The following is a 25,003-nucleotide window of genomic DNA, read 5'->3' as shown; positions in this document are numbered from 1 at the left end:
ACGCAGTCCGTGCCCGGGCCGGGCCCTCAGCCCGAACCCGCGACCAGCGCCTCGCCGAGCGGGGTGCGCCGGTAGAGCACCGACCGCCCGGACCGGGCGCGGACGAGCAGCCCCGAGCTGCGCAGGATGGCGAGGTGGTCGCCTACCGCACCGGGAGCCATGGCGAGGCTTCGGGCGAGGTGACTGGTGCTGGCCGGGGCACCCAGCGCCAACAGCAGCCGGGCCCGGGACCGGCCGACCAGAGCGGTCAGCGCGTCCGGTCGGGGAACGTCCTCCTGTTCGCCCCACAGGGCGGCGGTGCCGCGGGCGCGATAGATCAGGGTCCGGGGCCAGGGGTCTTCCGTGTGGGCGGCGATGTTCCTGACGAAGACCGACGGGATCAACAGGAGCCCGTCGCCGACGAGGCGGACCGTTCCCACTTGGGGAAAGTGGCCGATGCCGATCCCGCCGGCCTGCCAGGCGATGCTCGGGTGCAGGCTCTCGATGGTCGTGGCCCACCCGTGTTCGCCGATCACGCCCACCCGGTGCACGACGTCCCGCTCGCAGATCGCGCGCAGTTGCGGCCAGTCCGGGGCGAGCAGCTCGCGCCACGCCCGGTCCATCGCCTCGGCGACCCTGGAGACGGCGTCCGGAGAGTCCAGCACCGCGCGCACGCGAGCATCACGGGCGGGCGCCCCGGTAACGGTGGTGGCGAATTCATGGCGGGCGGCTTCCAGCGGCGTGGCCCGGATCATGGCCAGGTCGTCCGCCCAGGTCTGTTGGAGGCCGCGTGGGGGCGGCGCGACGAAGTTCGGTCCGCCCTGCGGGCTGTGCAGGGCGAGGACGGCGTTCAGTTCGGTCTCCCGGCGAAGCCGTTCAAAGGCCGGCAGGAGCCGGGCGGCCCAGGCTCGCGGCAACACAGGGTCTCGGCCGGCGAGCGAGCGCAGCAGGAAGCAGAGGTCCATCGCGGGCGACAGTGCGAAGCGGCTGCGCAGCAGGTCCTCGACGGAGACTTCGAAGCGCAGCACCTGGCCAGGCTACCGCCGGGACGTCCGTTCCGATTCGTCCAGCGACGAATCATTGGTCAGTGACATGGGCGACGGCGAGGTTGGGCGTCATGCCCCCAACCGCCGAGCCCACACAGGTCGACCAGCGTGCCACCTACCGCGAGGTGTTGGCCGAGCCGCGATTCCGGCTGCTCTTCTCGACCCGCGCCGTCGCGATCACCGCGGACGCGCTGCGGATCACCACGTTCTCGGTGCTGGTCTTCTCGTCCACCGGCTCCGCCCTGCTGAGTGCGGTGGCCTTCGGCATCGGCTTCATCCCTCAGTTGTTCGGCTCGCTGTTGCTGGGCTCACTGGCCGACCGCCTGCCGCCCCGTGCGCTCATCACCGGCGGCTACGCCCTGACGTGCGCCACCGCCCTGCTGCTCGCGGTGGTGCGCATGCCGGTCGCGGCGAGCCTCGGTGTCGTGGCGCTGGTCTCTCTCGCGACACCGGTGTTTCACGGTGCGTCGAGCCGGCTGGTCGCGCAGTCGCTGGAGGGCGACGCCTACGTACTGGGCCGTTCGCTGAGCAACATCGCCAGTGCGGGCGCGCAGTTGTTCGGCCTGGCGCTGGGCGGTGCGGCCGTCGCGGCACTCGGCCCACGCCGGGCGCTCGCGGTCAGTGCCGTCCTCTACCTCGGCTGTGCGCTCGCCATCCGCATCCGGCTGCCCCGGCTGCAGCCGGGAGAGTCCGGCGGCACACCCGGCAGCGCCGGGGGCGACGGCGGGGCCGTCCGTGCCAGCCTTCAGAGCGCGGTCCTGCTGCTGCGCGGACGTACGGTGCGACGGCTGATGCTGGCCCAGTGGCTGCCCGTCGCGCTCGTCGCGGGCGCGGAAGGTCTCATCGTCGCCTACGCGGGAGAACGCCGATTCGCGCCCGGCTGGTACGCAGTGCTGATGGGCTGTCTTCCGGTCGGCATGCTGGTTGGCGACCTGCTGGTGGGCCGGTTCCTGCGGCCACGCACCCGGGAACGACTGGTAGTCCCGTTGGTAGCGCTGGCGGGGCTGCCCCTGATCGGCTTCGCCGCCGAGCCCGGGGTGGGCGTCTCGTCCTGCCTGCTGCTGATCAGCGGTCTCGGATACGCCTACGGTCTCGGCCTGCAACGCCCGTTCCTGGACGCCCTGCCGCACGACGGCCAAGGCCAGGCCTTCGGCCTGCTCGGCTCCGGCAGCATGACGCTCCAGGGTGTTGGACCGGTCTGCCTGGGCACGGCGGCCGCGGCAGGCACGGGAACAGGCGGCGCGGTCGCCTTGGCGGGCGGCGCGGTGGTGCTCACGGCCGGCTGGATTCTCACCTGGCACCCGGCCGTCTGCCCCGTACCTCGACGCCTCAGAACCCGGCCATGGACTTGTCGAGCACTCCGCCCAGCGCCCCGTAGACGCTACAGCGAACCGAATGCTTCGCCCTGCGGCGCAGCCCGAACCCCACGATGAGCGACAGCGTGAAGACCCCGCCCAGGACTGCCGCCGGGAGCGGGTTGTAGACGAAGTACACGAAGCACGCGATTCCAGACCAGACCAGGATCGGCAGCAGTGAACCGAGAAGCACCGTGCCGAATCCGATCCGCTCCGGCCCCGACGGCAGCACACGCTGATGCCACACCTCGATGTGGTTCCTGGTCACACAGTGCTCAGATCGCATGAGCCATCACACCTCCAAGAATCCGCCTCGTACGGCTTCGTTGCCTTGAGTGATCTTGCCTGGCGGTGGGTGTCTTCGTGGTGTGAAGCCGGGATGTCGAGCGACCCCGGGGCGAGTTGGCGGAGTTCGGTGGATGTGCTCAAGTCGTTGCCGCGGCGGGATCAGCTGCGGTGGGGTGCGTGCTGTCTGCGGGGTCTGATGCCGGATGGTCGGCGTAAGTCGATCCAGCTTTCGCCCCCATGCCGCATCCGTCAACTCACCTCGGCCTGCCACAAGATCAATTATCAGACCGGCTATAGAGTCCTGCCCGTGGCAAATCATCAGGACGAGACCAGGACGGCCTACGACGGTGTCGTCGAGCTGTACGCTTCGCTGTTCGCAGACCGGCTGGAGACACAGCCTTTCTCCCGGGCCATGATCGGCACCTTCGCCGAACTGGTGCGCGCGACAGGCAACCCGCGGGCAGCGGACGTCGGGTGCGGGCCCGGACATCTGACAGCCATGCTGCACGAACTGGGCCTGGACGCCTTCGGACTCGACCTTGCCCCCGGCATGGTCGATCACGCCCGGCGGGCCCATCCGGCGCTGAGCTTCCAAGAGGCGCGGATGGAATCCCTCCCGATCGAGAACGGCGCGCTCGGCGGCGTACTGGCCCACTACTCGATGATCCACACCCCTCCGCGTGAGCTGCCGGAGCTGCTCGCCGAACAGGCACGCGTTCTGGCGCCGAATGGCCTGCTTCTGGTCTCCTTCTTCGGGACCGACGGACAAGAACCGGTCCGCTTCAACCACAAAGTGGCGCCCGCCTACAGCTGGCCGGCGGATAGCCTCGCCGAACTGCTGGGCGATGCCGGGCTCGATCCCTTCGCCCGGCTGCTCCACGATCCGGCCTCTGAACGGGGTTTCCTCGACGCCCACCTGCTGGCCCGCCGCCCGTAGGGCCTGCCTGGCATTACCCGCCAGGTGCCGGCGCATATTCGGACTGCCGGCTCGACGGACGCTCGCTGATCCGACGGGAATTGTCAGACAGGCCCTGGAAAGGCTTGCACGAATCGCCATATGGGGCTCGGTCACGAGGCAGCGACAGATGCTGCATCGCAGCGGCAGGCGACGGAGTAGCTCACGACATGCAGGATCGGCACTCGATGAGTGCCGATCCTGGGTGGTTAACGCGGCAACGTGTAACCACGAGATTCCTGGCCGCTGGGTGGAGCCCGCAACGCTCAGGTGGCGTCGGACGAATCCGACCCACATACCTTCCCTTGCACCGCAAAACGTTTGCTGAACTGGCCGAACCCGTCCACCCAGGCCCTCAGCTGCGTTCCCGTCAGCAGCCGTTGGCCAGGTCAGATGGGATACAGCGCCCTCATCCATCTGCCACCAGCGCTCCTGGAGAGAGCGGGAAAGCAGGCGGAATGAGATAAACGCGCATCTACCGGGAGCGCAAGCGACTTCATGATCACTAAGAGAGGCTTGAGCGCAGCTCATGGACCGGATCGCCGTCTGCCGTGATTGATGATGTCGCTCTGCTTCATGGACACCAACGCATCAATCAGTCTGATGGTCTGTCCCGGAGCTGGAGGGCGGTGCCAAGATGCGAGAGCCCATCTCGGTGTCGGCAAACACCAGTTGAGCGAAAACCTTGGAGCCCGTAACACGCCCTGCAAGCAATGTGCGGGGCGGTGATCTCAGGAGGCCTGTCATGCCCCGAACGACCCATGCGACGCGGTGCGTCGTGCACGGCACCCCCCGCGGCCAGCTCACTGCACCCGATGCTGTGGTCATCATCGTCATCGCGGTTCTTGCGTGCGTGATGGAGCGTTATGAGGCGGGCGGGTTTGCGACGCTGACGGTATTGGCCGGTGCTCTCCTGGTATCCACGACTGCGCTCCTGGTCCTGCGCGGATTCCGTCCCGCTGCCCTGAGCAAGCGAGTTCTGCACGCGATCTCAGCGCCGTAGGCAACGACGCTCGTGGGACGCAGAGAGAAGCCGATCGTCACGTCCAACAAGGCTTTGGAACGCTTGGCGTGCTGGCTGCGCGATCACCGCGCGGCAGGGGGTTGGTCGTATGCACAGCTGGCGCAGCGATCCGGCTGCCACGCCACGACGCTTCAGCGTGCGGCATCGGGCAACCAGGTGCCCAGCGCTCGGGCTGTCGAGGCGTATGCGCGCGCCTGCGACGCGCCTGTCCCCAAAGCCCTGGAGCTCTGGAAACAGGCGCGCGCGGGCGAGTACTACGGCGCCGTCGCCGGGCGTGCCATACCCAGCCCTGTGTACGTCAGTGGGCTCAGCCAGCTGAAGGCCGGCTTGCACGGTCTCTACGTCAAGGCCGGGCGACCAGCCGTGCGTAGCATGGAAGAACGGGCGGGCCAATGGGGAAAGTTGCCGCACAGTACGGCTCACCGCATTGTGCAGGGGCAGACAGTGCCGCGCGACGAAAGCCAGCTGATCGGCTTTCTCACAGCCTGCGACGTCCCCGAACAGGAGCAACCTCTGTGGGTCGACGCCTGGAGACGAGTCCTGAACCGGGCCACACCCATGACGGCACTCCCTGAACGGACGGCTCCACCAGCAGAACCCGCAATCAGGCCATCGGTATCAGAGCGACGCATCACCAGGGATCCTGAGGCCGTCAGCGCCCTCAGGTTTACTGTCCTGGGGCCCGTGCGAGCATGGCGCGGCTCCGAGCTGCTCTCGTCAGGCTCGCCGCAGCAGCGCGCACTGCTCGCCGCGCTGCTGCTGCGTGAGGGGCGGACGGTCACCGCGGGCGAGCTGATCGACGCGTTCTGGGGCGAGGACCCGCCCTCGCAGGCGCTGGCCACGATCCGGACGTACGCTTCGCGGCTGCGCAAGATCCTGGGTGAAGAGGCCCTGGTGAGCGAATCCGGAGGTTACGCGCTCCGGATCGGGCGCGGAAATCTGGACCTCACGCTGGCGCAGGATCTGGCGTTCGAGGCGGAGAAGGCGCGCGCCGGCGGTGATCGGCTCCAGGCCCGGACGCTGATCAACAAGGTGCTGGGCCTGTGGGACGGCGAGGCACTGTCTTCCGTTCCAGGTCCGTACGCGGACAACCAGCGGACCCGGCTGGAGGAGTGGCGGCTCCAGCTCACCGAGACGCGGCTCGATCTGGACCTGGAGGTCGGCTGCCACGCGGAGGCGGTCTCCGAGCTGACCGCGCTCACTGCGGCGTACCCGCTGCGGGAGCGGCTGCGGGAGCTGCTGATGCTGGCGCTGTACCGGAGCGGCCGGCAGGCGGAGGCGCTCGCGGTCTACGCGGACACCCGCCGCCTCCTCGCGGAGGAGCTGGGCGTGGACCCGCGCCCCGAACTGGCCCAGCTCCAGCAGCGGATCCTGCGCGCGGACGAGGAGCTGGCCCGCCCGGCGGACGAACCGGCGCCCGCGCCAACCCCATTTCGCCCCGCGCAGCTCCCGGCCACCGTGCCCGACTTCACCGGCCGGCACTCCTCCGCACGGGAACTCGGCGAGCAGCTGGCCACCGCAGGGAATTCGGCCATGCCGGTCTCCGCGCTGGCCGGGATCGGCGGTGTCGGCAAGACCACGCTCGCCGTCCACGTGGCGCACCGGATTCGTCCGCACTTCCCGGACGGGCAGCTGTACGTCGACCTCCAGGGCACGGGGGCACGGGCGGCCGAGCCGGAGACGGTGCTCGCCTCGTTCCTGCGCGCTCTCGGTACGGCGGACTCGGCGATCCCGGACACGCTGGACGAGCGGGCGGCGCTGTACCGCTCGACGCTGGACGGCCGCCGCATCCTGATCCTCCTGGACAACGCCCATGACGCGGCGCAGATCCGCCCGTTGCTGCCCGGTACGCCGGGGTGCGCGGCGCTGGTGACGAGCCGGGTGCGGATGGTGGACCTGGCCGGGGCGCATCTGGTGGACCTGGACGTGATGTCCTCGGAAGAAGCTTTCCAGCTCTTCGCAAGGATTGTCGGGGCAGAACGCGTCCAAGCCGAGCTCGAAGCCGCCCTCGACGTGCTCGCCGCCTGCGGCTTTCTGCCGCTCGCCATCCGTATCGCCGGCTCCCGACTCGCTGCCCGCCGTAACTGGTCCATCTCTGACCTGGCAGGCAAGCTCGCCGACGAGCGGCAACGTCTGGACGAGTTGCAGGTTGGAGACTTGGCGGTCAGAGCCACCCTCGACCTGAGCTATCGACAACTCACCTTCGTTCAGGCCCAGGTATTCAGAGCGCTTGGAACACGTTCCACCCCGGTGGTCTCCGTGGAGAGCGTGAGGACCCTGCTCAACAGCAGCGCCACCGAAGCGGAGAAGATCCTCGAGGATCTTGCGAACGCCGGGATCTGCGTCCCCCTGGAGTCTGGAAGATACCGGCTGCACGACCTTGCCTGGCTCTACGCCAGGACTGCGACTTGAACGGCGCGCCGCCCCCTGTTCCTCGCTGAGGCAGACGGCCGTCCTGGGGAGGCACAGGCACCCCCCACGCAGCATCACTCCAGGGCGCGGGCCGAGGCCTGCAGCTGACCGGCGAGGTCCAGGCTCACCTGTCCGAGGTCCATGGCGCCGAGGTGTCGCGCCAGACGATCTCCACGATCACCGACAAGGTCCTCGAGGGCAAGGCCGAGTGGCAGAACAGGCCCCTCGGCGCCGTCCATCCGGTGGTCTTCATCGATGCGATCCACGTGAAGATCCGCGACGGCGCGGTGGCGAACGGGCCGACCTACGTGGCCCTGGCTGTCACGGCCGAGGGCCGGCGGAACATTCTCGGGCTGTGAGCTGGAGACGGTGGCGAGGGTGCCAAGTACGTGCTCGAGCCCGTCTGCACCGCGACGACCGAGGAAGCCGCACTCAAGCGGCAGACGGCAGTTTGACGACAGGACCTAGCCGGAACACGCCGTCCGGCCCGCCTCCTGCCAGGCGCAGACCGGGCAGAGCGTGGCGCCCTTCGTCGACTCCGGGTACTCGGTCGGCTCGCGGCACAGCACGCATTCGGCGTACGGAGGGCCTTCGGCGGTTCCGGCAGGCCGGGCGGGTGCTGTCCGTTCCGGGGGCTCGCAGTAGGTGTCGTCCACGTCCACGAGCCTACTCAGCCGCGCCGGGCGGCGAGCCGGCAGACGACGAACCCCGCTGCCCCGGCGAGCGTCACAGCGCCGAGCGACGCCAGCACGGGCGGGTCGAACGTCCCGGTCCGCGATCCGGTGACCAGGGCGGTGACCGCGTACCGCGCCGGGGAGCCGGTGGTCACGAGCGCGAGGAGCGAGCCGAGCACGGCCGCCGCTACCGACCAGCCACGGCGGCGCAGCACCGGGCGGGTGCTGAGCGCCCCCACGGCCGCGCCGAGCAGCACGCAGCACAGGGCCGCGAGCACTCCGGCGAGCGCGGCGGCCGGCCGGGGGACGGCCTGGGTGCCGTTGTCGGTGGCCGGGCTGCTGACGAGCAGGACCACCGCGGTGGTCACTCCGGCGAGCACCGCCGCGCAGCCGGTGGCGGTGAGCAGCGCGGCCAGGTGGACCCGTCGGGGTCCGGCGGCGGCCGAGGCGACCGCCCGGGCGGCGGGCGGATCCTGGCCGACACAGAGGTGGACGGCCCACGCGGTGACGGGCAGCAGGGCGGCGGCCGCGAAACCGAGCGAGCCCAGCACGGGCTGCCCGCTCTGCACGCCGACGGCGAGGACGGCCACGTACAGCAGGAGGGGCGCAAGCCAGCGCTGGGAGCGGGCGAGCAGGGCGGCCTGATAGCGGAGGAGGGCGGTCATGACGTCTCGGACACCTCGGGCTGTTCGGACGGCCGTATCGGCTCGGGCGGACCAGGCCGCTCAGGTGTGTCGACAGGCGCCACCCGCCGGATGTGCCACGGCGGACGGGCCGTCAGCAGGGCCGTCAGCAGAGCGTCGGAGTACGGCGTCGGGACGGTGAAGCCTACGAGGTCGGGGGCCGTTCCCGTCCCTCGTTCGCGGAGCGGGTCGCCCGGGAGGTCCTGGGGCAGCGGCGCACCGGGCGGGCCCTCGGCCTCGATCAGGGTGCGGGGGCCGGGCAGGGGGGCGGTGTCCGGCGTAGCTGTCGCCCGGTGGACCCCGCCGTCCCCCGTCCGCAGGGTGAGGTCCGCCGCCCCGGCGAGGCGTCGCGGGTCGTGGTCGACGAAGACGACGGTGGCGCCGGCCGCGACGCGTTCGGCCACGGCACGGTCGAGTTCGGTGCGGGCTGCGGTGTCGAGCCCGGTCCATGCCTCGTCCAGGACCAGCAGGTCCGGTGCGGCAAGCAGCGCCTGGGCCACGGCGACCTTCTGACTGGTGCCCTTGGAGAGTTCGGCGAGCGGGGTACGGGCGTGCTCCGCCGCCCCGAACCGGGTTAGCCACTCCCCCGCCCGCCGCTTCGCCTCGGCGGTCCGCAGTCCGTGGATCCGGCCGAGGTGGACGAGGTAGCCGGTGGCGGTGAGGGGCAGCGCGGCCGGGAAGCGCTCGGGGACGTACGCCGTGCGGGCCGGGCGGCCGGTGATCCGCCCCTCGGCGGGGGCCTCGATCCCGGCGAGCAGCCGTAACAGGGTCGACTTGCCCGTGCCGTTGCCGCCCTCGACTCGGACGAGGGCCCGTGCGGGCAGGGCGAGGTCGATTCCGCGCAGCACCCAGCGGCCGGCGGGGCTGTGGCGGTGGCCCACGCCCCACAGGTGCAGGCTCAGTTGGAGGTCTTCTCGGGCCGGGCCTCGCTGGGCCGGACGATGACGAAGCCCTCGCCCTGGAGCATCAGCTGGACGGCCTCACCGGAGCCGCCGCGGACCATCGAACCGACGCTCTGGGAGCGGTTCAGGCTGGTGGTGAGCTGCTGGCTCCAGCCGACGACCGCGTCCGTGTCCACGTACACCGGCTGGGCGGCCGTCACGGGGATCACGATCGGGGTGCCCTCGCACATCAGGCCGAGCTTGCCGTAGCCCGTGAAGACGCTGTTGAAGAGGCCGCCGCCGACCATTCCGGCGCCCTTCACGGTCTTGATCTCGTAGGAGAGCGTGGGGTCGAAGCACAGGACGTTGCGGCCGTTGATGGTGATCGAGTCGCCCTGGTCCAGTTCCACGATGAAACAGTTCGCCGCCTCGTGCGCGAACCAGGCCTCGCCCTGGCCCCGGACGGCCATCAGCGCGAGGCCCTCACCGGTGACGGCGCGCTTGAGCATGCCGCCGATGCCCTGGCCCTTGCGCTCGAACTGGAGGTTGCCGCGGAAGGCGATCATCGAGCCCTGCCGGGCGTGCATCTCCCCGTTGACGGCGTACTTGATGGATTTCGCGTTCTGCAGGGTCATACCCGGGGCGGTCGCCGGCTGGGCCATGTGCTCACTGGAAAAGAGATCGCTCTTCATGCGGAGCATCCTCACCCGGACCCGGTCGTTCCGCCAAGCAGGTGACCTCGTCCGCCTGGCAGACTGGGACGGTGACCAGCCATGACACCCCCTCCCCCGCCTCCGGGAGCCCGTTCCGCAGCGGCCCGACCGACCGCGACCAGGCACCGCAGTTCGTGCTGCCCCTGGTGCTCCATCTGGAGAAGACGGACCCGCCCGCCCGCACCGACGCGCTGCGGGCCGCCGCCCGGGCGGTGCTGACGATCCTCTCCGACGAGCGGTCCCTCGGCGACGGCGAGTGGGCGGAGGCGATGCGGGACTGGCAGGACGCCCGGATCCGCAAGGTCGTGCGCCGGGCGCGCGGTGCGGAGTGGCGCAAGGCGGCGGCACTCGACGGCATCACGGTGACCGGCGAGGACGGCGCCGAGGTACGGGTGTTCCCGCCGATCCCGCTGGACGGCTGGCCCAAGGAGCTCGCCAAGCTCCAGGTGTCGGGCACGGACCTGGACGACCCCGAGCCGCCCGCCGCGCCCGATCTCTCGGGCCCGGTCCTGTGGCTGAACCCCGATGTCGACATGTCGGCGGGCAAGACGATGGCCCAGGCCGGGCACGGGGCTCAGCTCGCCTGGTGGGAACTGTCCGCGACCGAGCGCAAGGCCTGGCGCGAGGCCGGCTTCCCGCTCTCCGTGGCCACCCCCGGGGCGGAGCGCTGGCGGGAGCTGACGGCGAGCGGGCTGCCGGTGGTGCGCGACGCGGGGTTCACCGAGATCGCCCCGGGCTCCTGCACGGTGATCGCCGACCACCCGGCGCTGCGCCGCTGAACGGGACGGCGGCCACCGAGGGCCCCGTCGCGGAGCCGCGACCCCATCGCCCACGCGCTGAACGCTTCTCGTTCCTCCTACGTATCTCCCGGTACTGCCCTATCGGCATTACCGCCAAGTAGCCTGCACAGCCAGTCGATTGGCGGTTGATTGACGCCTGTTCGATCGACGCTGTCACGCCTCGGCCCGGGAGACACCTTGTTGCGACGCATCAATGGCACGGCCCTCATCATCGCGGCACTGGTCGCCACACTCGGCGCGCTCGCCTTCCCCGTCTGGTCCTACGCCGACCGTTCGGGCACCGGCGAGGCGAACCTCAACGCCTCCAGTGTCGCCACGCAGTGGGGGCCGCTCTCCGCCACCGACCGGGACTTCCTGGTCAAGGTACGGCTCGCCGGGCTGTGGGAGCTGCCCGCCGGGCAGCAGGCGATCGAACGGGCCCCCAGCGAGGCGACGAAGGCCGCCGGCGACCATCTCGTCGTCGGGCACACGGACCTGGACCGGCGGGCCCGGGACGTCGCGGCGAAGCTCGGGGTGGAGCTGCCCAACCAGCCGACCACCCAGCAGCAGGAGTGGCTGCGGGAGCTGACGGCGGCGAGCGGGGACGCGTACGAGCGGAAGTTCGCCAACATCCTGCGCGCCGCCCACGGCAAGGTCTTCGGCCTGATCGGCCAGGTCCGCCACACCACCCGGAACACGCTGATCCGGCAGCTGGCGAGCGACGCCAACCAGACCGTGCTGGACCACATCACCATGCTGGAGGCCACCGGGCTCGTCGACTTCGACGCCCTGGCGCGCGAAGCGGCGAGCGGATCGACGGCCAGTCCTTCCGGTCCGTCGATGCCCCGCGACGGCCAGGCCCCGCTGGCTCCGGTGCCGGCGACACCGACCGGTGACCAGTCCTTCACCTCACGCCCGGTGCCGCCCACGGTGATGCCGATGCCGTAACGACGGCGGCGGGTCCGGAACCTCAAATGAAGCTCTGAACGTCCCACCGGTCGGGTTCATCGCCACGCGACGGGGCCATGACCCCTGAACAGAACGAGGTGAGCAGGGGGACGGGGGCACCATGGAACTGGGCATCGGTATCGGCTGGCGGCCGGAGATCGCGGCCGAGGTGGAGGCGCTGAGCGGGATCGACTGGGTGGAGGCGGTCGCGGAGAACCTCTGCGCCGACCACCTCCCGGACTCGCTGGTACGGCTGCGCGAGCGCGGGGTGACCGTCGTGCCGCACGGGGTGGCGCTCGGCCTCGGCGGCGCGGACCGGCCCGACCCCGACCGGCTCGCCGCTCTCGCGGCGCGCGCCGAGCTGCTGGGGGCGCCCCTGGTGACCGAGCACATCGCGTTCGTGCGGGCCGGGGGGGCGCTGACCGCGTCGCCGAGGCTGGAGGCGGGGCACCTGCTGCCGGTGCCCCGCACCTGGGACGCGCTGGACGTGCTCTGCGAGAACGTGCGGATCGCGCAGGACTCGCTGCCGGTGCCGCTCGCCCTGGAGAACATCGCCGCGCTGATCACCTGGCCCGACGAGGAGCTCACCGAGGGACAGTTCCTGGCGGAGCTGGTCGAGCGGACCGGGGTGCGGCTGCTGATCGACGTGGCCAATCTGCACACCAACCACGTCAACCTCGGCCAGGACCCGGCGAAGGCGCTGGACGAACTGCCGGTGGAGGCCATCGCGTACGTCCATGTGGCGGGCGGGGTCGAGAAGAACGGCGTCTGGCACGACACCCACGCCCACCCGGTGTCCGGACCCGTACTGGACGTGCTGGCCGAGCTGCGCTCCCGGGTCGATCCGCCCGGCGTGCTGCTGGAGCGGGACGACGCCTTCCCGCCGGGCGCGGAGCTGGCGGGCGAACTGGACGCGATCCGGGCGACGCTGCGGAGGGCGGCACCCTCGGCGGGCCCGGGGCCGGACCGGGGTACCGCTCCCGCGCCCGGCGGCACCGCGGGCGCCGAAGGCCGTACGGCCGCACCCGCCCCTGTGTCCGCCGCCACCCGTGACCGTACCGCCGTCGCACAGACCGCACTGCTCTCCGCCCTGGTCGCCGGGACCCCGGCCCCCGAGGGCTTCGACCACCGGCGGCTGCGGGTGCAGAGCCGGGCGCTGGCCGCCAAGCGCGCCGACGTCGTCGCCAAGGTGGCCCCCGAGCTGCCGGAGATCCTCGGCGACGGCTACCGTGCCGCGTTCCTCGCGTACGCCGGGAGCCGCCCCATGTCCGGGGGCTACCGCCGCGACGCCCTGGACTTCGCGGAGCATGTGCTCATCACGGGCGGTCCCGCCGATCCGGCGGCGCGGCGCCGGCTGACGCACTGGTGGCAGGACCGGTCGGGCTCCCGGCCCCCGCGCCGTACGACCCGTCTGGTCCGGGCGGCCCGTGCCGTCCTCGTGGGGAAGTGACCGCCATGAACACGCTCGCTCTGCTGGCGACCCTGGCGGTCGTCGTCTCGTCGGTGCTGCTTGTCGCCCGAGCGGTGGCCGAGCGGTCCCGACGCCCCTCCCCGGGCCCCGGCGTCGCCCTTCACGACCTGTACGAGGTCGCGTTCCTGAACGGCGGTCCGGCAAGGGTCGTGGACACCGCCCTGACCGCCCTGCACGCGGACGGCCGGCTGGCGGTGGCCGGCCCCGGCATCGTCGCCGTACAGCGGTCGCAGGCGAACGACCCGGTGGAGCGCGCGGTGTTCGAGGCTCTGGCCGCCGCACCGAACGGCGCCCTGCACGTCCTGCGGGAAGCGGTGATGCGGCACCCGGCGGTCCAGGAGGTCGGCGACGGGCTCGCGGCGCGCGGGCTGCTGGTGGCGCCCCACCGGCTCCGCCCGCTGCGGCGGTGGGGCCTGACCCAGGGGATCGCGTGCCTGTTCGCCCTGCCGCTCAGCCTGTTCCTGACGTTCGTCCAGTTCATCACGGACGACTCCCTGGACTTCTCGGTCCCGTTCATCATGAAGATGCTGCCCGCGATCGTGATCGGCTCGTTCACCGGGCTGATCGTCGCCAACTCCTCCGCGGGCCGCCTCACGGCGTCGGGGCGCCACGCCGCCCAGTCGTTCCGGGCCGCCTACGCCCACGTGGTGACCCCCGCCCACCTCGTCGCCACCCTGGGCCTGCGCGCCCTGCCGGACCCGGTGTTCCAGGCCCGGTTGATGGCCGCGGCACGGCTGGGCGCGCCGCGTCGGCGGTCCTCCGGGCGGCGCCTCACCGGGTCCACGGCGACGGGTGTCACCGCCGTCGGCGTGGCGACGGTCTGGTGCGCCGCGTCCGGTCCCGGCGGCTCCAGTTGCGGCGGGTCGACCGGGGGCGGCTCCGGGTCGAGCTGCGGCGGCGGATCCGGGTGCTCCTCGGGGTCCGGGTGCGGCGGCGGCAGCGGGTCGAGTTGCGGCAGCTCCAGTGGCTCCAGCTGTGGGGGCGGGGGCGGCGGATCCAGCTGTGGGGGCGGGGGCTCCTGAACCGGTCTCCCGTGACCTGAATCGGGCGCGTACGTACGGTTCTTGAGCGTCCATCAGGGTGGAATCCGGAGACATTCCGGGGCGGTACTGGACATGTCCGCCCCACCGCCCGACCATCCCTCTCCGCATCCGCAGAGAGGCCCCCGCGCGTGAGAACTGCTGCGCTCTACACATCGATCGGCTCCCTGGTCCTGACCGCCCTCGCCGCCGCTCCGGCGGGAGCCTGGGACCGCCCCGGTTCCGCCGAGGCCCGGGGCACCGCGACCGCCGCCGCCCGGGCCACGGCCGCCGGGATCGACTTCGCCGCCTGCCCCGAGGAGGAGATGCTCCCGGACTCCCTGAAGTGCGGCACGGTGAAGGTGCCCCTCGACTACGCGGATCCGGACGGGCGGCAGCTCGAACTGACCGTCAGCCGGACGCCCGCCACCGGTCCGGCGAAGGAGCGGCAGGGCGCGTTCGTCTACAACCCGGGCGGCCCCGGCGCCTCCAGCATCACCTTCCCGCTGGCCGGGGAGCTGCCGGAGTGGAAGGAGATCGCCGAGGCGTACGACCTGGTCGGATACGCCCCGCGCGGAGTGAACGGCTCCTCCGCCCCGCTGAGTTGCCAGGACCCTTCCGCGTACACGAAGGGCCCGACCGACGCGCCGACGCATCCGACCCAGGAGTACAAGGAGCGGCGCGTCGCCCGTGCCAAGGCGTACGCGCGGGGCTGCGCGGAGCACGCGGGCGAGACGCTGCGCCACTACACCTCGCTCAACAACGCCCGCGACCTGGACGTGCTGCGGGCCGCGCTCGGCGAGAGCCGGCTGACGTTCATGGGGGCGTCGTACGGGACGTACTTCGGGGCGCTGTACGCGACGCTGTTCCCCTCCCACGTACGGCGCATGGTCTTCGACTCGGCGGTCGACCCGGACCCGGAGCAGATCTGGTACCGCTTTAACATGGGCCAGTCGCTGGCCTTTGAAGCGCGCTGGGAGGACTTCCGCCGCTGGGTCGCCAAGCACGACGACGTGTACCACCTGGGGACCACGCCGGAAGCGGTGCAGGAGCGCTACGACGAGGTGCGCGCCGAGCTGGCGGTGAAGCCCGCGGGCGGCAAGGTCGGGCCGGGGCAGCTGCACTCGGCGTTCCTGGGGGCCGGCTACTACGACGACTACTGGGCGATGCGGGCGACGGCACTGTCGGAGTACGTCCGGGGCAACCCGGAGCCGTTGGTCGCGCAGGCGTCCCCGCGCGCGGTGGCGGCGAAGGACAACGAGAACGCCCAGGCGGTGTACACGGCCGTCGAGTGCAACGACGCGCCCTGGCCCGAGGACTTCGAGGTCTGGGACCGCGACCACACGGAGCTGGCGCGCGTGGCTCCCTTCGAGACCTGGGACAACGCCTTCTCGAACCTGCCGTGCGCCTTCTGGTCCGCTCCCCGGCAGCGGCCGCTGGACGTCCGCGTGGGGTGGGGCGAGCTGCCGCCCACGCTGATCCTGGCGGCGGAGCGGGACGCGGCGACCCCGTACAAGGGGGCGCTGGAGCTGCGGAAGCGGCTGCCCGGTTCGTCGCTGGTGACCGAGCGGGACGCGGGGACGCACGGCATCGGCGGGGCGGGGAACACCTGCGTCGACGATCATCTGCGCCGGTACCTGCTGACCGGTGAGGTGCCGGGGCGGGGTGCGGACTGCGCCGCGCACCCGGAGCCGAACCCGGTGTCGCTGGACTGACCCTCCGGCGGGCGTACGGAGCGGGGGCCGCCGCACCGTGACGGTGCGACGGCCCCCGAAGCCGAACCCGGTGTCGCTGGAGAGGCGGACGGCACGATCGGTGCCCGGTGCCCGACTCTCTGATCTTCCGGGTTGGGGTGGTGCGGGACTCGCTGGCTATGCGAGCCCGGCCACCAGGTCTGCGACGCTCTTCCTGCGGCCCGTGTAGAACGGGACCTCCTCGCGCACGTGGAGCCGTGCCTCGGAGGCGCGCAGGTGGCGCATCAGGTCGACGATGCGGTACAGCTCGTCCGCCTCGAAGGCGAGGATCCACTCGTAGTCGCCGAGCGAGAACGAGGCGACGGTGTTGGCGCGGACGTCCGGGTAGCCCCGGGCCATCTTGCCGTGGTCCGCGAGCATGCGGCGGCGGTCCTCGTCGGGCAGCAGGTACCAGTCGTAGGACCGGACGAAGGGGTAGACGCTGATGTAGTCGCGGGGCGTCTCGTCGGCGAGGAACGCCGGGATGTGCGACTTGTTGAACTCGGCGGGGCGGTGCAGCGCCATGTTCGACCAGACCGGGTCGAGCGCGCGGCCGAGCTTGGTGCGCCTGAAGAGGTTGTACGCGTCCTGGAGCTGGTCCGAGGTCTCGGCGTGCCACCAGATCATGATGTCCGCGTCGGCCCGCAGCCCGGACAGGTCGTAGGTGCCCCGGACGGTGATGTCCTTGGCCGCGAGCTGGTCGAACAGCTCCTGCACCTCGTCGGCGTATCCCGCGCGGTCCAGGGGGAGGACGTCGCGGAGTTTGAAGACCGACCACAGGGTGTAGCGGATGACCTCGTTGAGGTCCTTGGCCTTCTTGCCGGCGTTCGGACTCTTGCTTGATGTCACAGTCTCGGGAGCACTCATACGGCTATTGTCCCGCCTCGCTCCCCGTGCCCCGAACCAGGGTCGGCGTGGCGATGATCTCGCTCGCGATCTCGTCGGCCGCGCGGTGCGCGCTCGCGATGCAGGCGGGGATGCCCACCCCGTCGTAGACCGCGCCGCAGACCCGCAGGGCGGGCAGCTTGGCGACCTCGTCGCGGATGCGGGCGACCCGGGTCAGATGGCCGACCGGGTACTGCGGCAGGCCGCCGATCCAGCGGGTGACCTCGGTGTCGACGGGCCGGGCGGTGAGGCCGGTGGCGGCGGCGAGGTCGCGCAGGGAGACGGCGACGAGTTCCTCGTCCTCGCGGTGGAGGTGGTCCTCCTCGCCGTAGCGGCCGACGGAGGTGCGGAGCACGAACAGGTCGGGGGCGGCGTCGGCGACCCACTGCCACTTGTTGCTGGAGAACGTGGACGCCTTGATCGTGTGCCCGTCGACCGGCGGCACGAGAAAGCCGGAGCGGCCGCGCAGGGCTTCGTAGGCCTCGATGTCGGTGCGCCGGAAGGCGAGGGTGACCAGGGCCATCGAGGCGTACTCGACGCCGGACAGCTCGGCGGAGGCGGCCGGGGACTCGGCGGCCAGCAGGGTGCCGGCCGACCAGGCGGGGGTGGCGAGGACGATGCCGTCGGCGGCGATGGTCCGGGTGTCGGTGCGGACGGCCCAGCCCGTTTCCGTACGGGTCAGGCCGAGGACGGGGGTCTCGGTGAGGATGTCGCCGCCCTGGGCCCGTACGGCGTCGCCGACGGCTGCTGGGAGGGTACCGATGCCGCCCGCGATGCCCTGGAAGACGGGGCCGGTCTGCTGCCGGGCTGCGGCCCGCTCCTGGATGCGGCGGACGCCGTCCAGCAGCGGGCCGCCCTCCTTCACGGCCTCGAAGAGCTGGGGTACGGCGGCGCGCATCGAGATCCGGTAGGCGTCGCCCGCGTAGACCCCGCCGAGGAGGGGCTCCACCAGCCGGTCCACGACCTCGCGGCCGAGCCGGTCGGCGACGTACGCGCCGACCGCGACGTCGTCGCCGACGGGCGTCGGGGTGAGGTCGCGCTCCTCGGCGATCCGGGCCAGGCCCTCGGGGGACAGCACCTCGCCGAGGACCGCCGGGTCGCCGGGGACGCCCATGACGTGGCCCTTCGGCATGGGGCGCAGCGCGTCGCGCGTCCAGAGCGACGCGGTGGCGGTGGCGGGCGGCTGGAGCCGGTCGCCGAGGCCCACCGCCTCGGCAAGCGCGACCGCCTCGGGTCGCCGGGCGAGCATCGACTCGGCCCCCAGGTCGACCTGGACGCCCGCGATCTCGCCGGTCATGAGCTTGCCGCCGAGCCGGTCCGTCGCCTCCAGGAGGGTGACCCGCAGGCCGGTGGCGACCAGGCGGTGGGCGGCCGCCAGACCGGCGATGCCGCCGCCGATGACGACGACGTGCCCCGGGGGCGTTTCCGCACGCTGTTGAGAACGCTGCATGGGTCCACTCTCTCAAACCCGATCCGAGTCCCCGCCGTGACCACTTCGAAACCGCCGTCCGGCAACCGGTCCGGAAGTCGCCGCGTCGAACGGACACCATCAACGAACGTCCTGGGGGGACCGGTTATGGGTAGTGAGAAGAAGAGCGGGCGATCCTTCGTCCGCGCACGTGCGGTGCTCGTGGCCGGGACGCTCGGCGTCCTGCTCGCCGTCGCCGGCTGCGGGGCGTCGGGCGACTCGTCGGGGAGCAACGCGAAGGCGGACGTGAAGTCCGCGCCGCGCGAGGGGTTCGCGGACGAGGACGGAGGGGCGGCGGCCTCCGCCGCTCCCGAGGAGCAGGCGGACGACAAGGCGGCCGCGAAGAAGGCGGCGCCGAAGGCGGAGGGCACCCATGTGATCCGTACGGCCACGCTCTCCGTCGAGGTGAAGAGCGTCCCGAGGGCCGTGGCCGCCGCGCGCGGTGTGGTGGAGAGCGCGGGGGGTCTGGTCGCGACGGAGAACACCGAGCGGCTCGACGACACCTACGAGACCTCGCACCTGGTGCTGCGGGTGCCGCAGGAGCGGTTCCAGGAGGTGCTGCGGGAGCTGGCGGGTTCCGGGAAGCTGCTGTCGCGCACCTCGAACGCGAAGGACGTCACCGACCAGGTGGTCGACGTGGAGAGCCGGATCTCCACCCAGCGCGCGAGTGTGGCGCGGGTGCGGGAGCTGATGGACCAGGCGGAGAAGATCAGCGATGTGGTGGCCCTGGAGGGCGAGCTGAGCAGCCGTCAGTCCGATCTGGAGTCGCTGCTGGCCCAGCAGGCGAGCCTGAAGGACCGCACCTCGCTGGCGACGATCACGCTGGACCTGACGCCTCCGGACGCCCCGGGCGACGACGGGCCGAAGGACGAGGACCCCGGGTTCCTGGACGCGCTGGGCGGCGGCTGGGACGCGTTCGTGACGATGCTGCGGTGGATCGCGGTGGCGTTCGGCGCCGCGTTCCCGTTCCTGCTCACGGCGGCCCTGGCGGTCGTGGTGTGGCGGGTGCTGCGGAAGCGCGGGGCGGCCCGTCGGCCCGCCCCGGCGGCCCCGGCCGGGGAGGACGGCGCCTCGGCCTCCTGAACCGCTCCGGCGTCGTAGCGTGGGGCCTGATTCGCCGGTGCGGCGAACCGGCGGAAGGGACCCGGCATGGCAACGGAGCGACTGGTGGTCATCGGCGGTGACGCGGCGGGCATGTCCGCCGCGTCACAGGCCCGCAGGCTGAAGGGGCGGGACGCGCTGGAGATCGTCGCCTTCGAGCGCGGCCACTTCACCTCGTACTCCGCCTGCGGCATCCCGTACTGGGTGGGCGGTGACGTGGAGGAGCGCGACGACCTGATCGCCCGCACCCCCGGGGAGCACCGCGAGCGGGACATCGATCTGCGGATGCGGACCGAGGTCACCGAGCTGGACGTGGCCGGGCAGCGGGTGAAGGCGCTGGACCGGGAGAGCGGGAATACGTACTGGACGGGCTTCGACAAGCTGGTGATCGCCACCGGGGCCCGTCCGGTGCGCCCGGCGCTGCCGGGGATGGACGCGGCCGGGGTGCACGGGGTGCAGACCCTGGACGACGGGCAGGCGCTCCTGGACTCGCTGGACGCGCTGCGGTCCGGCGAGGGGCCCCGGCGGGCGGTCGTGGTGGGCGCGGGGTACATCGGCGTGGAGATGGCCGAGGCGATGCTCAAGCGCGGCTTCGAGGTGACCGTCCTCAACCGGGGCGAGCAGCCGATGGCGACGCTCGACGCGGACATGGGGCGGCTCGTCCACGACGCGATGGACGGTCTTGGCATCACGACGGTCAACGGGGCGGCCGTGACGAAGATCCTCACGGACCGCGACGGCCGGGTCACCGAGGTGGTGACGGAGGCGGGGACGTATCCGGCGGACGTGGTGGTCCTCGGTATCGGGGTGGAGCCGGAGACGGTCCTGGCGCGCGAGGCGGGGCTGCCCGTGGGGCCGCACGGCGGGCTGCTGACGGACCTGGCGATGCGGGTCGTGGGCCACGACAACATCTGGGCGGGCGGCGACTGCGTGGAGGTCCTGGACCTGGTGGCGGGCCGCACCCGGCACATCGCGCTGGGCACCCACGCCAACAAGCACGGCCAGGTGATCGGTTCCAACGTCGGGGGCGGCTACGGCACGTTCCCGGGTGTGGTCGGTACGGCGGTGAGCAAGGTCTGCGACCTGGAGATCGCCCGGACCGGGCTGCGGGAGAAGGACGCCCGCGCGGTGGGGCTGCGCTTTGTCACGGCGACGATCGAGTCGACGCAGCGGGCGGGGTACTACCCGGGGGCGAAGCCGATGACGGTGAAGATGATCGCGGAGCTGCGGACGGGCCGGCTGCTCGGGGTGCAGATCGTGGGCCGCGAGGGGTCGGCGAAGCGGGTGGACGTGGCGGCGGTGGCGCTGACGGCCGGGATGACGGTGGAGCAGATGACGGCGCTCGACCTCGGCTACGCCCCGCCGTTCTCGCCGGTCTGGGACCCGGTGCTGGTGGCCGCCCGCAAGACGGTGGCGGCGGTGCGGGGCGCGGGAAACTGACGGGGCCTCCCACGCCCCGGGGCGCGACTGCCTCAGCGCGCGGTCTGCTCGTGGACGTACCCCACGAGGCGGGTGAGCGCGTCCGGGTCCATGTTCGGCATGACGCCGTGGCCCAGGTTGAAGATGTGGCCCTCCAGTCCGGCGGCGGCGTCCAGGACCTCGCGGGTCTTGGCCTCGACGGCCTGGGTCGGCGCGAAGAGGACGGCCGGGTCGAGGTTGCCCTGGAGCGCCTTGCCGGGGCCGACGCGGCGGGCGGCCTCGTCCAGCGGGACCCGCCAGTCGACGCCGACGACGTCCGCGCCGGCCTCGCCCATCAGGCCCAGCAGCTCGCCGGTGCCGACGCCGAAGTGGATGCGGGGGACGCCGTAGGGGGCGACGGCGTCGAAGACCTTCGCGGAGGCGGGGAGCACCGCGCGGCGGTAGTCGGCGGGGGCCAGCGCGCCGACCCAGGAGTCGAAGAGCTGGACGGCGGAGGCCCCGGCCTCGATCTGGACCTTGAGGAAGGCGCCGGTGATCTCCGCGAGCCGGTCCACGAGGTCGGCCCAGAGCTGCGGGTCGCCGTACATCATGGCCTTGGTGCGCTCGTGGTTGCGCGAGGGGCCGCCCTCGACGAGGTAGCTGGCGAGCGTGAACGGGGCCCCGGCGAAGCCGATGAGCGGGGTGGCGCCCAGCTCGGCGGTGAGCATCCCGATGGCCTCGGTGACGTACGGGACGTCCTCGGGGGTCAGGTCGCGCAGCCGGGCCAGGTCGGCGCGGGTGCGGATCGGCTCGGCGATGACGGGTCCGACGCCGGGCTTGATGTCGAGGTCGATGCCGATGGCCTTCAGGGGCACGACGATGTCGCTGAAGTAGATCGCGGCGTCGACCTTGTGGCGGCGTACGGGCTGCAGGGTGATCTCGGCGACCAGCTCCGGCATCATGCAGGAGTCGAGCATCGCGATGCCCTCGCGGACCTTCAGGTACTCGGGGAGCGAGCGTCCCGCCTGGCGCATGAACCAGACCGGCGTGTGCGGGACGGGTTCGCGGCGGCAGGCCTTGAGGAACGCCGAGTCGTGGGTGGCGTCGCGAACCGCGTCGAGGCTGGCGGAGGTCGTCGTCTGCTGGCCCGAAGGGCTGTCGTTGGCACTCACGCACAGAATCTTCGCACGCGTGCCGAAGGAGCCCGGCCCCGCACGGGTGTCTCTCCCTGCACGCGGCCCGCCTTCCGCCTACTCTTCCCCGCATGGCTCCGGCTCAGGGACAGTTTTCCGATCATTCCGACGGCGTTGAAAGCAAGGACCGCACGGAGGAGGGCCCTCCGGTGCCTCCCGCGTTCCTGGCGGCGGTCGACGCGCTGCGCTCCGCGCGGCTGCGCCCGGAGCTGGAGGTGGAGGCGACCAGGCCGCCCCGGCGTCTCGCGCCGCACGCGTACGCCCTGGAGGCGGCGGTGGTGGACGGTGAGGACGATCTCGCGGACGGCAGGCTGGTGCTGCTGCACGACCCGGCGGGGCACGACTCCTGGCAGGGCACGTTCCGGCTGGTGACCCTGGTCCGGGCGGAGCTGGAGCCGGAGATGGCGGCGGACCCGCTGCTGCCGGAGGTGTGCTGGTCCTGGCTGACGGGGGCGCTGGACGCGCGGGGCCTGTCGTACGGGGAGGCCGGCGGGACGGTGACACGCGCCGGATCGCACTACTTCGGTGCGCTCTCCGCGCGCCGTCCGGCGACGCAGATTGAGATCCGTGCCTCGTGGACGCCCAGGGAGTGGCGCGGCGGGATCCCGGACACGGCGTCACACCTGATGGCCTGGGGTGATCTGCTGTGCCAGATCGCGGGGCTGCCGCCGTCCGATCTGTCGGACGCGGCGGTGGTGACGTTGCCGCAGCGGCGCGGGCCGCAGGTTTCGTAACACTCCGTCACCCGTATCGCACACACGCCGGATCTCTTTTCGTACAATCGATCGCGCGTCCTATTTGCCCGAATTGTTACTCACCAAATCGTGATCTTCCCCTAAAGGAGGACGGGTCCGCTGCCGAAGAGGTCAATGACCCTTCAAGCACGGTTCGCCCCCGGCTTCATCCCCCGAGCCGGCCCGTCCCGCCACTCCCCCCAGGAGGCCTGGTGTCCGTTCTCCTTGAGCAGCCCGCAAGCCTGGTCGCCTACCGCCCGAACAAGCCGACGGCCATGGTCGTCGTGGCCGACCCGCGCGTCCGTTCCACCGTCACCCGCCATCTGTGGGCCCTCGGAGTACGTGACGTCATCGAGGCGTCGTCCATCGCGGAGGCACGTCCCCGCGTCGGCAACCCGCGCGACATCTGCATTGCCGACGTCCACCTGCCCGACGGTTCCGGGCTGACCCTGCTGTCCGAGACCCGCGCCGCAGGCTGGCCCAACGGTCTCGCCCTCTCCGCCGCCGACGACATCGGCGCCGTTCGCAACGCCCTCGCGGGCGGCGTGAAGGGCTACGTCGTCACCGGCACCCGAACCAACATCGGCCACCCCACCCGCCCCGGCGTCGCCCCCATCGGCGCCAACGCGGCCCGGATGCACCGCAGGCCCCCCGGTTCCCCGAGCCACCCGGGCGGCTACCGCGAACTGTCCGGACGTGAGGTGGAGGTGCTCCGCCTGGTCGCCGAGGGCCAGTCCAACAAGGCCATCGGCGTCTCGATGGGCCTCTCCGCCCTGACCGTCAAGTCCCACCTCGCCCGCATCGCCCGCAAGCTCGGCACCGGAGACCGGGCCGGAATGGTCGCCGTCGCCCTGCGGACGGGCATCATCCACTGACCGCACCCCGCCAGGACGTGCACCGATGCGTCTCCGGCTGGAATACGTGCATGGCCGCCCGTCGACGGAACGTTCCGTCGACGGGCTCCGTGCATACACAGATACCCTTGACACGTGACCGACGCCCAAGAGACCGCAGCAGACACTTCACTGCGAACCACCGGGGGCGCTCCCCCGGACGACGTCGCCCCGGCGCCGATCCCCTTGCTGGAGCCACGCGAGGGCATTCCCCCGGTGGTGACGTCCGACGACGCCCTCGCCCGGGTGATCGCCGCCTTCGCCGCGGGCACCGGCCCGGTGGCCGTCGACGCCGAGCGCGCCTCCGGGTATCGCTACGGCCAGCGCGCCTACCTCGTGCAGCTGCGCCGCGAGGGCGCGGGCAGCGCCCTGGTCGACCCGGTCGGCTGCCCCGACCTCTCCGGTCTCGGCGCCGCGCTGGACGGCACCGAGTGGATCCTGCACGCCGCGACCCAGGACCTGCCGTGCCTGCGGGACATAGGCATGACCCCCACCTCGCTGTTCGACACCGAGCTGGCGGGGCGGCTCGCGGGCTTCCCGCGTGTCGGCCTCGGCGCGATGGTGGAGAACGTCCTCGGATACGCCCTGGAGAAGGGCCACTCCGCGGTCGACTGGTCCACCCGCCCGCTGCCCGAGCCCTGGCTGCGCTACGCCGCCCTCGACGTGGAACTCCTGATCGACCTGCGCGACGCGCTGGAGAAGGAGCTGGACCGACAGGGGAAGTTGGGGTGGGCCCGCGAGGAGTTCGACGCCATCGCCGCCGCGCCGCCGGCCCCGCCCCGCAAGGACCCCTGGCGGCGCACGTCGGGCATGCACAAGGTGCGCCGCCGCCGTCAGATGGCCGTCGTCCGGGAGCTGTGGACCACCCGTGACCAGGTCGCCCAGCGCCGCGACGTCTCGCCGGGCAAGGTGCTCGGCGACGCCGCGATCGTCGAGGCCGCGCTCGCGCTGCCGGTCGACGTACAGGCCCTGACCGCGCTGCCGGGATTCGGCCACCGCATGGGTCGCCGTCAGCTGGAGCAGTGGCAGGCGGCCGTGGACCGGGCCAAGGCGCTGCCGGAGTCGGCGCTGCCGCAGCCGGGCCAGCAGCCGGCCGGGCCGCCCCCGCCGCGCTCCTGGGCCGACAAGGACCCGGCCGCCGCCGCCCGGCTCTCGGCCGCCCGCACGGCGGTCTCCGAGTTGGCGGAGCGCCTGCACATGCCCCAGGAGAACCTGATCACCCCGGACACCGTGCGCCGGATCTGCTGGGAGCCGCCGAAGAACCCGACCCCGGGCGCCGTCGAGGACGCCCTCGCCGGGTACGGGGCGCGGAACTGGCAGATCCAGCAGGTCGCCCCGCTCCTGGTCCGGGCGCTGGACGCCACCGCCTGA

21 protein-coding genes and 3 pseudogenes are annotated in these 25,003 nt (G+C 72.0%); 16 read left to right on the top strand and 8 right to left on the bottom strand.

Going from position 1 to position 25,003, the window contains the following annotated elements; all coding sequences use genetic code 11:
• Positions 1 to 26: 26 nt before the first annotated feature.
• Positions 27 to 1,007, bottom strand: a complete 981-nt coding sequence (locus IE140_RS15390; protein WP_150196942.1) for an ArsR/SmtB family transcription factor — start codon at positions 1,005 to 1,007, stop codon at positions 27 to 29.
• 89 nt (positions 1,008 to 1,096) lie between these two features.
• Between IE140_RS15390 and IE140_RS15385 the strand changes: the two genes are divergently transcribed.
• From IE140_RS15385 to IE140_RS15365, 6 genes and pseudogenes are all read left to right on the top strand, one after another.
• Positions 1,097 to 2,458, top strand: a complete 1,362-nt coding sequence (locus IE140_RS15385) for an MFS transporter (protein WP_229826803.1) — start codon at positions 1,097 to 1,099, stop codon at positions 2,456 to 2,458.
• A gap of 517 nt (positions 2,459 to 2,975) precedes the next feature.
• Positions 2,976 to 3,605, top strand: coding sequence for a class I SAM-dependent methyltransferase (locus IE140_RS15380; protein WP_093442255.1), 630 nt, complete (start codon positions 2,976 to 2,978; stop codon positions 3,603 to 3,605).
• A 763-nt stretch (positions 3,606 to 4,368) separates the two neighbouring features.
• Positions 4,369 to 4,626: a hypothetical protein gene (locus IE140_RS15375; protein WP_093442257.1), complete on the top strand. Its 258-nt coding sequence runs from the start codon at positions 4,369 to 4,371 to the stop codon at positions 4,624 to 4,626.
• Positions 4,627 to 4,638: 12 nt separating this feature from the next.
• Positions 4,639 to 4,848 (top strand): annotated as a pseudogene (locus tag IE140_RS36600) (helix-turn-helix domain-containing protein); the annotation flags it as partial.
• 357 nt (positions 4,849 to 5,205) lie between these two features.
• A pseudogene (locus IE140_RS15370) lies at positions 5,206 to 6,883 on the top strand (AfsR/SARP family transcriptional regulator); the annotation flags it as partial.
• 283 nt (positions 6,884 to 7,166) lie between these two features.
• Positions 7,167 to 7,415 (top strand): annotated as a pseudogene (locus IE140_RS15365) (transposase); the annotation flags it as partial.
• A gap of 108 nt (positions 7,416 to 7,523) precedes the next feature.
• On the opposite strand, the gene IE140_RS15360 reads toward IE140_RS15365, so the two are convergent.
• Genes IE140_RS15360 through IE140_RS15345 form a run of 4 tightly spaced genes read right to left on the bottom strand, consistent with a single transcriptional unit; the run spans position 7,524 to position 9,989 of the window.
• Positions 7,524 to 7,721 (bottom strand): hypothetical protein, encoded by a 198-nt coding sequence (locus tag IE140_RS15360; protein ID WP_373296165.1) that lies wholly within the window; start codon positions 7,719 to 7,721, stop codon positions 7,524 to 7,526.
• Positions 7,722 to 7,729: 8 nt separating this feature from the next.
• A complete protein-coding gene (locus IE140_RS15355) occupies positions 7,730 to 8,398 on the bottom strand; it encodes an ABC transporter (RefSeq protein ID WP_150196944.1) in 669 nt (222 codons plus the stop codon).
• Positions 8,395 to 9,264, bottom strand: a complete 870-nt coding sequence (locus IE140_RS15350; RefSeq protein WP_150196948.1) for an ABC transporter ATP-binding protein — start codon at positions 9,262 to 9,264, stop codon at positions 8,395 to 8,397. The genes IE140_RS15355 and IE140_RS15350 overlap by 4 nt, the downstream gene beginning before the upstream one ends.
• A gap of 50 nt (positions 9,265 to 9,314) precedes the next feature.
• Complete coding sequence (locus IE140_RS15345; RefSeq protein WP_032777597.1) at positions 9,315 to 9,989, bottom strand: AIM24 family protein; 675 nt, start codon at positions 9,987 to 9,989, stop codon at positions 9,315 to 9,317.
• A gap of 71 nt (positions 9,990 to 10,060) precedes the next feature.
• Between IE140_RS15345 and IE140_RS15340 the strand changes: the two genes are divergently transcribed.
• The 5 genes from IE140_RS15340 to IE140_RS15320 all read left to right on the top strand — a co-directional run bounded on the left by IE140_RS15340 (position 10,061) and on the right by IE140_RS15320 (position 15,942).
• Positions 10,061 to 10,789: a peptidyl-tRNA hydrolase gene (locus tag IE140_RS15340; RefSeq protein WP_150196945.1), complete on the top strand. Its 729-nt coding sequence runs from the start codon at positions 10,061 to 10,063 to the stop codon at positions 10,787 to 10,789.
• A gap of 201 nt (positions 10,790 to 10,990) precedes the next feature.
• Complete coding sequence (locus IE140_RS15335) at positions 10,991 to 11,737, top strand: DUF4142 domain-containing protein (protein ID WP_176725693.1); 747 nt, start codon at positions 10,991 to 10,993, stop codon at positions 11,735 to 11,737.
• Positions 11,738 to 11,858: 121 nt separating this feature from the next.
• A complete protein-coding gene (locus IE140_RS15330) occupies positions 11,859 to 13,187 on the top strand; it encodes an MbnB/TglH/ChrH family RiPP precursor modification enzyme (RefSeq protein ID WP_150196946.1) in 1,329 nt (442 codons plus the stop codon).
• A gap of 5 nt (positions 13,188 to 13,192) precedes the next feature.
• Positions 13,193 to 14,230, top strand: a complete 1,038-nt coding sequence (locus tag IE140_RS15325) for a TIGR04222 domain-containing membrane protein (protein ID WP_189460449.1) — start codon at positions 13,193 to 13,195, stop codon at positions 14,228 to 14,230.
• 149 nt (positions 14,231 to 14,379) lie between these two features.
• Positions 14,380 to 15,942: an alpha/beta hydrolase gene (locus IE140_RS15320; RefSeq protein ID WP_150197893.1), complete on the top strand. Its 1,563-nt coding sequence runs from the start codon at positions 14,380 to 14,382 to the stop codon at positions 15,940 to 15,942.
• Positions 15,943 to 16,098: 156 nt separating this feature from the next.
• Here the strand turns inward: IE140_RS15320 and hemQ are convergent, their stop codons facing one another.
• Positions 16,099 to 16,827 (bottom strand): hydrogen peroxide-dependent heme synthase, encoded by a 729-nt coding sequence (gene hemQ / locus IE140_RS15315; protein ID WP_006128414.1) that lies wholly within the window; start codon positions 16,825 to 16,827, stop codon positions 16,099 to 16,101.
• 4 nt (positions 16,828 to 16,831) lie between these two features.
• Positions 16,832 to 18,295 (bottom strand): protoporphyrinogen oxidase, encoded by a 1,464-nt coding sequence (hemG, locus tag IE140_RS15310; RefSeq protein WP_150197891.1) that lies wholly within the window; start codon positions 18,293 to 18,295, stop codon positions 16,832 to 16,834.
• A 126-nt stretch (positions 18,296 to 18,421) separates the two neighbouring features.
• Here hemG and IE140_RS15305 point away from each other — a divergent pair, with 126 nt between their 5' ends.
• Both IE140_RS15305 and IE140_RS15300 read left to right on the top strand, forming a co-directional pair.
• Entirely contained in the window at positions 18,422 to 19,396 is a 975-nt protein-coding gene (locus IE140_RS15305) for a DUF4349 domain-containing protein (RefSeq protein ID WP_150197890.1), read from the top strand.
• A 66-nt stretch (positions 19,397 to 19,462) separates the two neighbouring features.
• A complete protein-coding gene (locus IE140_RS15300; protein ID WP_150197888.1) occupies positions 19,463 to 20,854 on the top strand; it encodes an FAD-dependent oxidoreductase in 1,392 nt (463 codons plus the stop codon).
• A gap of 32 nt (positions 20,855 to 20,886) precedes the next feature.
• On the opposite strand, the gene hemE is transcribed toward IE140_RS15300, so the two are convergent.
• Positions 20,887 to 21,984 carry a uroporphyrinogen decarboxylase gene (gene hemE / locus IE140_RS15295; protein WP_093442287.1) on the bottom strand — a complete coding sequence of 366 codons (1,098 nt, stop codon included), beginning with the start codon at positions 21,982 to 21,984 and terminating at the stop codon, positions 20,887 to 20,889.
• A gap of 92 nt (positions 21,985 to 22,076) precedes the next feature.
• Between hemE and IE140_RS15290 the strand changes: the two genes are divergently transcribed.
• From IE140_RS15290 to IE140_RS15280, 3 genes are all read left to right on the top strand, one after another.
• A complete protein-coding gene (locus IE140_RS15290) occupies positions 22,077 to 22,739 on the top strand; it encodes a DUF3000 domain-containing protein (RefSeq protein WP_109180525.1) in 663 nt (220 codons plus the stop codon).
• 212 nt (positions 22,740 to 22,951) lie between these two features.
• Entirely contained in the window at positions 22,952 to 23,614 is a 663-nt protein-coding gene (locus tag IE140_RS15285; RefSeq protein WP_003965521.1) for a response regulator transcription factor, read from the top strand.
• Between the two features lie 114 nt (positions 23,615 to 23,728).
• Positions 23,729 to 25,003: an HRDC domain-containing protein gene (locus IE140_RS15280; RefSeq protein WP_150197144.1), complete on the top strand. Its 1,275-nt coding sequence runs from the start codon at positions 23,729 to 23,731 to the stop codon at positions 25,001 to 25,003.

The sequence above is a fragment of the Streptomyces parvus genome (genome assembly GCF_014648875.1).
Classification (GTDB): domain Bacteria; phylum Actinomycetota; class Actinomycetes; order Streptomycetales; family Streptomycetaceae; genus Streptomyces; species Streptomyces parvus.
This window is presented reverse-complemented; position numbering and strand designations above follow the sequence as displayed.

Excerpts from the sequence above, each read along its gene's own strand:
- IE140_RS15345 (WP_032777597.1), bottom strand. The coding sequence starts at position 9,989 with ATGAAGAGCGATCTCTTTTCCAGTGAGCACATGGCCCAGCCGGCGACC.
- IE140_RS15330 (WP_150196946.1), top strand. The coding sequence starts at position 11,859 with ATGGAACTGGGCATCGGTATCGGCTGGCGGCCGGAGATCGCGGCCGAG.
- IE140_RS15290 (WP_109180525.1), top strand. The coding sequence starts at position 22,077 with ATGGCTCCGGCTCAGGGACAGTTTTCCGATCATTCCGACGGCGTTGAA.
- IE140_RS15325 (WP_189460449.1), top strand. The coding sequence starts at position 13,193 with ATGAACACGCTCGCTCTGCTGGCGACCCTGGCGGTCGTCGTCTCGTCG.
- IE140_RS15355 (WP_150196944.1), bottom strand. The coding sequence starts at position 8,398 with ATGACCGCCCTCCTCCGCTATCAGGCCGCCCTGCTCGCCCGCTCCCAG.
- IE140_RS15305 (WP_150197890.1), top strand. The coding sequence starts at position 18,422 with ATGGGTAGTGAGAAGAAGAGCGGGCGATCCTTCGTCCGCGCACGTGCG.
- IE140_RS15385 (WP_229826803.1), top strand. The coding sequence starts at position 1,097 with ATGCCCCCAACCGCCGAGCCCACACAGGTCGACCAGCGTGCCACCTAC.
- hemQ (WP_006128414.1), bottom strand. The coding sequence starts at position 16,827 with ATGAGTGCTCCCGAGACTGTGACATCAAGCAAGAGTCCGAACGCCGGC.
- hemG (WP_150197891.1), bottom strand. The coding sequence starts at position 18,295 with ATGCAGCGTTCTCAACAGCGTGCGGAAACGCCCCCGGGGCACGTCGTC.
- IE140_RS15375 (WP_093442257.1), top strand. The coding sequence starts at position 4,369 with ATGCCCCGAACGACCCATGCGACGCGGTGCGTCGTGCACGGCACCCCC.
- IE140_RS15300 (WP_150197888.1), top strand. The coding sequence starts at position 19,463 with ATGGCAACGGAGCGACTGGTGGTCATCGGCGGTGACGCGGCGGGCATG.